The sequence below is a fragment of the Caldalkalibacillus thermarum genome (assembly GCF_014644735.1).
GTDB lineage: Bacteria > Bacillota > Bacilli > Caldalkalibacillales > Caldalkalibacillaceae > Caldalkalibacillus > Caldalkalibacillus thermarum.
The window spans coordinates 1-7,274 of the sequence record NZ_BMKZ01000071.1 but is presented as its reverse complement, the minus strand read 5'-3'; the positions used below and the strand labels follow the sequence as shown (position 1 = coordinate 7,274).

Annotated in this window: 7 protein-coding genes; all 7 read left to right on the top strand. The window is 51.9% G+C overall.

The annotated features are described in order from the left end of the window. Nucleotides 1-200 precede the first annotated feature (200 nt). The 7 genes from IEW48_RS15910 (at nt 201) to IEW48_RS15880 (ending at nt 7,152) form a co-directional block, all read left to right on the top strand. Nucleotides 201-1,058: a DegV family protein gene (locus IEW48_RS15910; protein WP_188624617.1), complete on the top strand. Its 858-nt coding sequence runs from the start codon at nt 201-203 to the stop codon at nt 1,056-1,058. A 30-nt stretch (nt 1,059-1,088) separates the two neighbouring features. Beyond that, on the top strand, nt 1,089-3,107 hold the full coding sequence (locus IEW48_RS15905; protein ID WP_188624616.1) for an ATP-dependent helicase ComFA: 2,019 nt from the start codon (nt 1,089-1,091) through the stop codon (nt 3,105-3,107). Nucleotides 3,108-3,112: 5 nt separating this feature from the next. Further along, entirely contained in the window at nt 3,113-3,904 is a 792-nt protein-coding gene (locus IEW48_RS15900) for a ComF family protein (protein ID WP_188624615.1), read from the top strand. 26 nt (nt 3,905-3,930) lie between these two features. Then, the gene (locus IEW48_RS15895; protein WP_188624614.1) at nt 3,931-4,353 is read left to right on the top strand and encodes a TIGR03826 family flagellar region protein; all 423 of its coding nucleotides are present in this window, start codon (nt 3,931-3,933) and stop codon (nt 4,351-4,353) included. A gap of 38 nt (nt 4,354-4,391) precedes the next feature. Next, nucleotides 4,392-5,000, top strand: a complete 609-nt coding sequence (locus IEW48_RS15890; protein ID WP_188624613.1) for a DUF6470 family protein — start codon at nt 4,392-4,394, stop codon at nt 4,998-5,000. A 405-nt stretch (nt 5,001-5,405) separates the two neighbouring features. Beyond that, nucleotides 5,406-6,194 carry a PP2C family protein-serine/threonine phosphatase gene (locus tag IEW48_RS15885; protein ID WP_188624612.1) on the top strand — a complete coding sequence of 263 codons (789 nt, stop codon included), beginning with the start codon at nt 5,406-5,408 and terminating at the stop codon, nt 6,192-6,194. Between the two features lie 16 nt (nt 6,195-6,210). Beyond that, nucleotides 6,211-7,152 carry a hypothetical protein gene (locus IEW48_RS15880; RefSeq protein WP_188624611.1) on the top strand — a complete coding sequence of 314 codons (942 nt, stop codon included), beginning with the start codon at nt 6,211-6,213 and terminating at the stop codon, nt 7,150-7,152. The last annotated feature ends 122 nt before the right edge of the window (nt 7,153-7,274 follow it).

The window sequence follows — 7,274 nt, the reverse complement described above, 5'->3', positions numbered from 1 at the left end:
TTGTTGGCTTTCTAGTCAACTGAACCGTGGGACACACGGGGATCGCTTGGTCAATAAACGGCTGGTAGGCTGTTGTTCCCAAGAATCCCCCACCTCTAAGCGAAGCGTAGGTGGTGGGAGTGTTCAAGGACATGCTTTGTGGCATAATGAAAACAAATAGAAGGACAAATGGAAGGAAAGATGAGGAGGACATCTAAACGATGAGCAAAATTGCCATAGTTACGGACAGCACGGCTTACCTGTCCCAGGAAACGATTGACAAACACCGCATCACCGTGGTGCCGCTCAGCGTTATTTTTGGCAACCAGGCCTACCGTGAAGGGGAGGAGATCGGCTATGAAGAATTTTACCGCAAGTTAAAGGAAAGCGATGTTCTGCCCACCACCTCCCAGCCTTCAGTGGGGGATTTCGTCAAAGCATATGAAAGGCTGGCCCAAGAGTATGACGAAGCCATCTCTATCCATCTGTCCAGCGGCATCAGTGGCACCTATCAGGCTGCCCGGCAAGCGGCTGACCTGGTGGAGAATTTTGCCGTTCATCTGGTGGACTCGGAAATTTCCTGCGCGCCGCAAGCCCTGATGGCGGAAAAAGCAGCCCAGTTAGCAGAAGAAGGCAAAACCGCCGGGGAGATTGTGGCTTACCTGGAGGAGCTGAAGCGGGCCAACCGGGCTTACTTTGTGGTCGATGATCTCTCCCATCTGCACCGGGGGGGCCGGCTCAATGCGGCGCAGCTGTTGATCGGCAGCATGCTGCGCATTAAGCCTGTTTTGCACTTCGTGGATAAAAAAATTGTGCCTTTTGAAAAAATCCGCACCAAGAAAAAAGCCAAGGCACGCATCATGGAATTGTTGGCCGAGGAGGCCAAGAGCGGACAACCTTTCCTTGTTACTGTGGTGCACGCCAATGCGGAAGAAGAAGCATTGGCCTGGAGGGATGAGGTGCAAGAACACTATCCCCACTTGCGTGTGCAAGTGGCTTACATGGGTCCTGTGATCGGCACCCATGTGGGAGAAGGGACACTCGGACTGACCTGGAACACTCATCCCTCCCTGACCTAAACCCTTTCCTGCTAAAGCGAGGTGCTGATGGTGAGTGGGTGCATCTTATACCGGGTTGCCGGCACCATACGCGTCCCCGTGAAGAAAGAAGCGGAATCCAGCGCAGCCCGTCAAGGTGAGTCGGAACCCCCTTCACAGCCTATGAGGTGGTTACTTGTTTCCCCCGGCAGTGTATTTGACCAGACAGACAGGGTGTTGTGGGCACAACTGCAAAGGGCCGGTTGGTTTCAGGGACAGGTGGACGTTGTGGCCAGAGCCTCTTCCTGGAGCCGGCTGTTGGCAGAACATGTGCCGTTTGCAGCCAGCGGATGGGTGTTTCCCCCCGCCTCTCTCCGGCGCAGTGTATGGCAAGCGGTCAGCTCTGTGCATCAAGGCAGGCTGTTGTCTCGTCTGGTTCAAGCGTTGGCCGGAAGGCAGCTGTTGTTGTCCGAAGTGAAACAAGCGGTGCTGGAACTCCAAGCAACGGCAGAACCGGCCGGACAAGCACGCCCGGAAAACGAATATGATTGGAACATACGCTTCTTAGAGACCTTGCAACATGGCTACCTGCAAGGTCTTTTTGATTGGCTGCCAGCGATGGCCCCCGGCCGCGGGGCCAGCGGGTTCCGTGCCGGGGCCCGTTTAAGATGGTTGAAGGGATTAGGGTGGTTGAAGGGGGGCACCTTGTCCAGCAGCGATACTGTGTGGCAGTGTAACCGTTGCGGCGCGCAGGAGGTGGTCACGGTGGCCTGTGCCAGCTGCGGGCGGAAGGATTGTGCCTATTGCCCCCACTGCCTGGACATGGGCAGGGTCAAAGCTTGCCAGCCGCTGCTAAGGTGGGAAGCCGCTGAGGAGCCGGACACTGCCCAGTGGGAAGGGAACCAGAAGGCGGTGGTTTGCACCTGGCAAGGGCGGTTAAGTCCCGGGCAACAGGCAGCGTCAGAGGCCCTGTTGCGCTTTGTGCAAGAGAAAGGGGGCCAGCAGGAGTTTTTGGTCTGGGCGGTATGCGGGGCAGGAAAAACGGAGATGTTGTTTGACATGCTGACCTATGTTTTAAACCAAGGACAGAAGGTGCTGGTCACCTCCCCGCGCCGGGACGTGATTTTGGAGCTGGCTCCCCGCTTGCAAGCAGCCTTTCCGGCTGTGCCTGTCTGCGTCTTATATGGCGGCAGCGGGGAGCGGTTCAAACCGGGCCAGCTGTTTTTGGCCACCACCCACCAGACCCTCCGGTTTGCCCGCTATTTTGATGTGGTGGTCATTGATGAGGAAGATGCTTTTCCCTACCACCATGATCCCATGCTGCCCTTGGCGGTGTCACGGGCCAGGAAAGCTGCGGGTAAAACCGTTTATCTAACCGCCACCCCCCGGCCGGATATGGCCGGGCGGGTGAAGCGCGGTGACCTGGCCCATGTGCTTATTCCCCAGCGTTTTCACGGCCGGCCCCTGGCTGTGCCCAGAATCCGTCCGGTGGGGCGCTGGCGCAAAAAAATCAGGCAGAAGGAAAAATTAACGCCCTTAATCGACTTTTTGTTCCACTTGATGGACAACGGCCGTTATGGGTATCTGTTTGTTCCCCAGGTCCGTGACATTGAGCTGGTTCAACACTATGTTGAAGAAGAATTGTTGCCCTTTATGCGGGCGGCCTGGCCCATGCTGGCGGAGAAGGTTTCCGCTCTGTTTACGGTGGCAGGGGTCCATGCGGCCCATCCTGACCGGGTCGGGATTGTCTCCCGTTTCCGCCAGCATGAAATCCGGCTGTTGGTTACCACCACCATTTTGGAGCGGGGGGTGACCATTCCGTTCAGTGATGTGGCGGTGCTGGGCAGTGACGATGCCGTTTTTGATGCAGCGGCATTAATTCAAATTGCTGGACGGGTGGGACGTAAGACCGCAGATCCTGTCGGATATGTCTGGTTTTTGCCCGAAATGCGGACCAAGGCACAGCAGCAGGCCATCCGCCAGATTAAGCAGTGGAACCGTCTGGCCCGGCAGTTGAGTGGCAGCCTCCACAGGGATGGCAGCCCCCAAGGGAGTGGCAGGCCCCATGGGTCAGAAGCACGAGGAAGGTGACGGCCATGCCTAAGCGGTGTCTGGTTTGCCAGCATGAGCGTCCCCACGTGTTTTCCTGGACAGCGTTGCTACGTTTGGCCCCATTCCGGCGGGACCTGCTGCCACCTCTGCATGCGTGGCTGTGTTCCGCCTGTGAAGCGGAAGCGGACTGGATCGGCACGGGCTGCAGCCGCTGCTTCCGCCCGCTTGAGCATATGGACCAGCGCTATGTGAAGGAAACAGAGCAGGGCTTGTTATGCTACGATTGCCAGCGCTGGCTGGAGTGGGAAAACAAGCGGGGAGCCGGTTCTGTTTTGGACTGGAACAGGAGTGTGCTGCGTTACAATGCGTGGACCCAGGAGCTGATTGCCCGCTATAAATTTAGGGGAGATGAGCGCTTAAAATACTTTTTCGCAGCGGTCATCCGTGAGCATGCCCGCCAGCAGGGCATTGACACCGGACAGATTGATCTGGTCACAGCGATCCCCCTTTCGTCTGGCCGCCTTTCAGAACGGGGATTTAACCAGTCCGATTTGATCGCCCGCCTGGTGGCTGAAACTTGGCAGCGGCCGTACAGATCAGAGCTGCTTCAGCGGCAAGGGGCCGAAGAGAAGCAGAGCAAGAAAGGAAGGCAGGCCAGAATGGAAAAAATCTTAACGATGTTCCTTAACAATCCGGCCTGTCAAGCCGATATCATTAATAAACGGATTATGGTTATTGACGATATTTATACGACAGGGGCCACCGTGCATGCGGCTGCCCTGGCTTTAAAGCGCGGTGGAGCGAAACAGGTATTTAGCTATACCGTTGCCCGTTAGCGGCAATGTCATAGAGAGGGATGTGCATGGCACAACTGGATAATTGTCCCCGTTGCGGCGCTTTATTTGTGCGCACGACACGCAAAGTTTGTCCCCAATGCCACGAAGAGATTGAACGGCAATACCGGATCGTCTATGATTTTTTGCGGCAAAAGGAGAACCGGGAAGCGACGATCTATGAAACGAGTGAAAAGACAGGGGTGTCAGTGGCCCAGATTAAAGAGTTTATCCGTCAGGGACGGCTGCAATTGAAAAATCTGCCCAATATGGGTTACCCTTGTGAAACGTGCGGAACACTGATTCGGGAGGGGAGATTGTGTCCTAGCTGCCGGGAAAGGTTAATGGCGGAAATTAACAGTTTGTCCGGTGATAAGGATGAAGCAAGGGCAGATGCTCACCGGCGGCAGGCTTTCGATAACCTGCCCAGAGGGTACAGAAAGTTGAAATGATGAGGGTGAGATGATATTTAGTCAAGGTGGTAAAGAAAGTGAGTGTTGCAGCTGTTTCGTCGTCAGGGGTATTATCCACCATGCCCCAGTTAAGGATCAAACAGGAACAGGCACAAATCGGCATTAACCAGATACCGGGCGAGCTGGAAATTGAACAGCCTCCTGCTCAGGTGACCATGACAACGGAACATGCCCAAGTACACATTGACCGCCAGCCGGGCGAATTGCACATTGACCAGAGCAGGGCATGGGCGGCATATGGGCTGATTCCACCGGTTACATTGACCAAAAAGATTGTGGATAACATTAAACGTGTTTATCCGGAAATCGTAGCCAAAATGGCCCGGGATGGTGACCGGATGGCTGATGTCCACCTCTCCAACAAGGTGATCGCTGAACTGGCCAAAGAACTGCCCCGCCCCCTGTCTGAGATGCAGATTGCCGGTCCGGCCAGCACGCTGAATGTGGATGTGGAGTATTTCCCGGAACAGGTGGAGATTAAGGTACAGGGCGGAACTTGGCATTATGATGTGAAACCCCAGAAGCCCAGCATTGAACACACTCCTGCCCGCGTAGAGATTTACCTTCGCCAGCGCCCCTCCATTGAGATTGAGTGGGTGGGCCGTGAGGTGGATGTCCGGGGGTAGGTGCGGAAAAATCGCTGGGCGCTGCCCGAATGGGGAGTTTGATCCTGAATGGTTAAAAAAGTTAACAGAGTGACGAAAAAACTCCTGTCCGCTTGAGGACAGGAGTTTTCTTCGTTGGAATGGACCAAACGAAAATATTGACGATGTTTGTCGAACGGTGTAAACTATGATAAAAGTCATGAGACAAAAGAGCTATTATCCCAATAAAAATGGTTTTATATGGATTTTTAATAGGTTTTAAGACTTATAACTTGTACATATCAATCTGCCCTTTTGATAAAAGAGAATCTGCCCTTTTGATAAAAGAGGCATTTTTTGTGCATGGAGCCTGCTTCAAAGAGAATGACCGCATCTCGAACAATCAATCTGTCTCCTGTTCTTAAAGTTGAAAGGAGAATGGCAATCATGACCTTTATCCAATATCCCCTGTATTCCCAGCTGATGAACAAAGTGACAGAAAACATGGATGAAAATTTAAAACGGGAACTTCATCTGGCCCGCCAAATCCAACTTAGTTTGTTAAACACGATCAGCCCTGAGTTAAAACGGGGAGAGGTCATTGGAACAACCCTACCCGCCAGAGTTGTCGGCGGAGACTATTACGATTTCTACCCTTTGTCTGGTGACAGAGTGAGAATTGTGATCGGGGATGTGATGGGGAAGGGAATCCCGGCTGCCATGCTGATGATTTTGATACGGGGAGCATTTCGCAGTGCCGCAGAGAGCTCCAGTAGTGTACAGGAAACACTGCGAGTGATCAACAAAGCTCTATTAGAAGATTTGCGGATGTTGTCTTCATTTGTCACCATGTTCTGTGCAGACTGGGATCCCCACTCCAGCACCCTGACCTATGCAAACGCCGGACATCATGAGCCGTTTCTGGTACGAGACGGCAAGGAAATACCGCTGGAGTGTAAAGGTGTGATGTTAGGAGGCGTTGCTAATCCCCACTATCAGCAAAAGCAAATCACTTTAAAAGCTGGGGATTGTGTCTGTTTCTATACTGATGGAATTGTCGAAGCAAGAAATAAAGCAGGAGAATTCTTCAAGCGTGAGAGGTTGGTTGAGGTGTTGACCAATGGGCAGGGCAAGCCGGTCGGGGAACTGCAGAGAGATGTACTGCAATCATTGGAGGCTTTTACAGATTCAATCCCTCAAATGGATGACATGACCATGGTATTGCTGAAGATATAGAGGCGAGGGGAAAAATATGCAGCTGTGTTCACAATGTCCTCATCATCCGTCATGCACCAACTGTCTCAACTTGATTGACGGCGGGTTGTTGCGAAAAAAAGTATCTCCCCCAAAATCAATTATACTCTATGATGAAGAGCAGTCTGAATATCATGGGTGGCTCATTGGCATCAGCCGTATAGGCATGTTGGTGGAAACGAACGCCCCTCTTGGCTCCTATTCAGTCAAAATTAGCGATCATGTTACCGTTTATCTTTCCCCCATTTATCATAAGGGTTTATCAGGGCTGATCGCCTTTGATATTGTCAAAGTTGTCAGGGAAAATCAAACGGACGAACAGCTTTCCCGGGAAGAGTATGAATATCTCGTCTTAGAGAAAAAAGAGATTATTAGCAAGCTCACTGAAAATCTGGAGGACAGTGTTAAACAAAAAATTCGTGAAGAACTGGAGACCGACCTGCACAAGTCTGAGTTGTTAGACCGTCTGTTGGTGGGAGCTAGCTACAGATACGACAAGGGACGTATCCGACAGCTTAGCGGTGAACAGGTGGACATATTGAAAGAAAGTGATCTGATCAAACTGATGAAAGAATCTATTAAACAAGGGGCCCCTGCCCGTGAATTATTTATTGATACAGACCGGGAAAAGTATATTGATGTACACGCTGTGCCCACCAGTTTTCAAAGCGGTGCTTTTTTGGCTTTGGATGTGACGGAAATCGTCAAAAAGGAAAAAGAGCTGCTCAAAGAGCAATGGGAGAACTATAAAGAAGTCGTATTATCGCTGACAAATGGAAAAATTCATTTGATCCATCGGCAGGAATTGAATGAGATGTTAAATGGATATGCGAAACAAAGCGAGATGCACGTGGAACAAGCCATCCAGCTGGCTGCTGTCAGGCAGTGGGTGACGCAGAGCTTGCAAGCTAAAGGATTGGAAGCCAAAGTAGGCACCTGAATCCGTGACATATGGACGGGATTGGTTTAAATATTTGCCACATGATGACTTATAGACATTAAAATGATCACAAAATATTTGATTATCACCTTAAATACCTATATATTCCAGGCCATCCCCCG